Below are 3,725 nucleotides of genomic sequence, written 5' to 3'. Positions count from 1 at the left end.
CTTCTTCGGCAGATGGAGGAACTCGCCGTCTGCCGTCACCTCCAGGTACACACTGCCCCAGTTATCCATCCGGATCTCGATCGTGTCCTCGGCATTCTCAGCCAGCTCGGCATATACGCGCGCCCTGCCCGGAATCGTCAGACCGACCGGCTTTTTCACGCCCAGTCCAACCAGAAATTCTTCCATAAAATTTGCCCGGCTGCCGTGCCCCTTCAGGCCGTCATAGAGTGCCCGCACATGCAGATCCTGCATAAACGGCACTTCCACAAAATCCGGGTACTCCAAAAGCCGGAGCGCCGTCTCCATATCATTTTCCGCGACGCGCAGAAAATCTTCCGCCGTTTTCAGATCACCTAAAGTCTTCCCGGCGTCTGCCACCTCGACGTGAAACTCATACGGAATCTCCTCTTCCCCGCAGTTTGTCACCAGATAAAAAGAACCCGTGATCGTGTCGCCTGCCGTCAGGAACGAAGTGTCCACTTCATATACGATCCGGCACCTGAGTCCGCCAAACGAATTGTTATCCCCTGGAATCCGCACCCGCAGGTTCGAGGAATACACAAATCCCTTCACACTTAATCCATTTTCGCTCCCGATCCATAAATTTCTCTGCATCAGGGTATTCATCCGCAGCGTCTCATCTATCTTTTCAGGCGACCAGGTCATCTTCGGCTGTTCCGAATCGATGATTCCCTTCGCCAGCCGGTTAATTCTCTCTTTCATTCCTATCACCTGCCGTTTCATTATCCTGTCCCGGTAACTGCTTCGTCTTCCCACAGTTCCGTCGGTTCGAAATCTCGTACCTTATATCATACCATATTTTGTCTGCATTTACATCAGGGAATTGGAGAATTTCGCTGATTGCCCATCCGGCATTTTTATAGAAACAAGCGCTATCGTTTTCTAATTTTTCTTAATTTCCTAATCCCAGTCGCCCACATACAGGCGTGTGCCAGTCTGCCAAGCTGTTGGTTCATAGATCGTCCAAATTGGATATGGATATGCTTTTCCTTGCAGAGAATCATCTATTGCGATCGTCTGATCAACGCCATTGGCGCCTGTTTTGGACGACAGGTCAGCGGCACCTGTCCTGGTAATACTGAAATAGCTGTCCTTTACAGAGTTGCTGTCTACATAAGGTACGCCGATGATTGCTTCGCTTAACTTCGGCAGATACCAGCATTCTTCCGGAACCGAAAGACTGCCAGCTTCCAGCTGTGCGCCCTGCCACCAGGTATTGTTCAACTGACCAATATAGTGTCCAAGGAACATTGAGGTTCCAGCCGCTTTCACACTTCCTGTTGTGTAGCAGTTCGAAAGAACCAGTTTTGCAGAATCATATTTTCCAAATAAACCGCCTGCGATGGCATTATATGTATTCGTTCCACACGCATCCGCTGCACTGAAACTCTGTATTACCGAAATCGGACCATCCATCCACCCCACGAGGCCTCCGGCACACCAGCCGCCTGACACATTCTTTCTATCTGACAGCACTTCCGCACCACTTTCCGTATAACCGTAAGAGCGGTTCCGTCCGCCGACATAACTGTTTTCAATGCTGAATTCTTTCCCGGCAGTTCCGCCATTCTGGTTGTTTTTCAGGTATCCATACAAACCTCCGGCGGTTCCAGTTGTATCCACATACCCAGAGAAGAAGCTGTTTTCCAACTTCATCTGACCAGAGCTCTCGGCAAAGCCGACCAGACCTCCGCTAGCATCGGTTCCCTGTATCCGTGCATTTTTTCCTGAAACATATACGTGATTCATCACTAAATCACTTACTTTTGCTTCCCCGATCAAGCCCCCAGTTTTTCCTCCACTTATTTGCAGCGTCGGTGCATCTACAACTACATGGTCGAGTGTCAGACTGCCACTATTCGTGCTTCCAACCACCGCGCCTGTTGCCAGCGTTCCAGAAATCCGGGATTCTTCTCCATATATATGGATATTTTTAATCGTTAGATAGCTGTCCGCCGAAGTGCCTGCCTGTGCCACCAGCCCTGCTGTATTCTGCCCCTGACAGGAAATGTCCGGATCCTTCAGATTCAAGTTTGATATCGTCAGATGATCCGTCTTCTGAATTAAAGCCGCACCATTCCAGGCAACAGGAGTTATCTTTAAGCCTGCAATCGTATAACATTCACCCAGTTTTGCTTTTTCTTTCTCATCCACCTCCGCATCATAAGAGATAATATCCGGGTTGTTAATCGGCCAGAAACTTCCACCTTCATACTTGGAATTTCCCGGACTGTAGATCGTCATCTCTCCGTATGCATCTTTCACCTCTTTACAATACGCTTCCGTCTGTGAGGTAATCGAATCATCCTCCTGCCAGAGAATATTATCGGTCTGGATGACCCGTGTGATCTTTAAACCACCATAGCCTTCTCCGCAGAAATTCAGATTCTGCAGATGACGTCCATTGGCGACCTTAACCGTATAGGTATCCGTTCCATCATCATTGGGTTCAATTACATCGGCAAAGCAGCTGTTGAACTTGTATGAGAGCTTTGTATTTTCTGTCGGTGGATAGCCATCCTCGCTCAATTTTACGATCACATTTTCTCCATTTATGTAACCGCCCGGCTGATAACCTCCCCAGGTACCCAGACTACAGAAATTTCCACCCTCACGTGATAAATCATCCAGATAGAAACGCAATTTCAACTTTTTCTCTTCCGTTATGCCTATTTCAAAACGATTTACCCTGTTTTCTGCAGCAAAACTCGTCCAACTGCCATTTGCCTCATTTTCTGCACAGCTGGCAGCTTTCTCTTCCGTATCTACAAAGCAAAATTTCGATCCCGTTCTCAGAGTCTTTTCCTGCAAATCACCAGTATTGACTTGGAGAACATACCACATCGTTTTACCGCTCAATTCGCCGGTAATCGAAAATATCAGATGTATTCTCTGATTTTCTTCAAGCGGAGACGGAGAGACATAATCGATATACAGCCTGTTTCCAGTATGCAGCGCCTCTTCGTTCTCGCCCTTGTCCCAGTCCCCGACATGGTTATTCAGAAACCACGAAAATCCCTTTGAAGCGTCCTGCGCAGCAAGTTTTTCCGCTACTTTCTGGATCGTCGGCATCGGATAAATCGGTATTTCTCCCTTCTTTAATTCCGGATCATACGGATATGTATTCCGCTTTTCCTCCGTATCTTTATTTTCTTCCTCACTGCTATCTGCATTCGGATCCTTTACACCAAACAAACTTGCAAGAGCCTCGTCATATGCAAGCACATACTTCTCATTCACCTTACTGCACACATAGCACCCCGGATAAACTGATTTTTTGTTCGTCCCCGTACCACTCGTCTCCGATGGAAGTATTCCATTCGTTCTACTTGCATAATCATAGAACGCAACAAACGCAGGTGCTTTCATCGCCGGATCCTCTGTTTCATCCGCCGCCGTACCGCTTCCACCTTCCGTTTCATCCGATTTTTCCTCAGCCGTCGGCGAATACACCGACGCCGACACATATGTATTCGCTATCTGACTGTCTGCCGGAAGCTGTGCGGCGAGACCCCCTGCGAATCCGCCGGTATATGCCGCTACGTTATAACGTCCGGTAAGATTCTCAAAGGCTGTATTGGCGTTTGCCCCATTCCCTGGTTTTTGGGAGGTATCAAACTTCTTGTTTGCTGTATGACCGCCGACATAACAGCTCTGAATCTGCACCGTGGAACCGCTTGCGGCGGCTGCAGCAGCTGCTTTCT

Annotated in this window: 2 protein-coding genes (1 of these 2 only partly in view); both read right to left on the bottom strand. The window is 48.3% G+C overall.

Translation table 11 applies throughout. The features are described from left to right. Nucleotides 1–723: DUF5717 family protein (locus QVO97_RS05155; protein ID WP_288189038.1), on the bottom strand; the 723-nt coding region annotated here is incomplete at its 3' end. A gap of 2,911 nt (nucleotides 724–3,634) precedes the next feature. Continuing rightward, on the bottom strand, nucleotides 3,635–3,725 hold the 3' portion of the coding sequence (locus QVO97_RS05150) for a type II secretion system protein (RefSeq protein ID WP_022359319.1). 2,141 nt of this gene lie beyond the right edge of the window; the window shows 91 of its 2,232 coding nt (coding positions 2,142–2,232); its start codon lies off the right edge, out of view; it ends in the stop codon at nucleotides 3,635–3,637.

The sequence above is a fragment of the Clostridium sp. CAG:43 genome (assembly GCF_000434655.1).
GTDB lineage: Bacteria > Bacillota > Clostridia > Lachnospirales > Lachnospiraceae > Otoolea > Otoolea fessa.
Note: the sequence above shows the minus strand (reverse complement) of the source record. Positions and strands in the feature narration are given on the sequence as shown.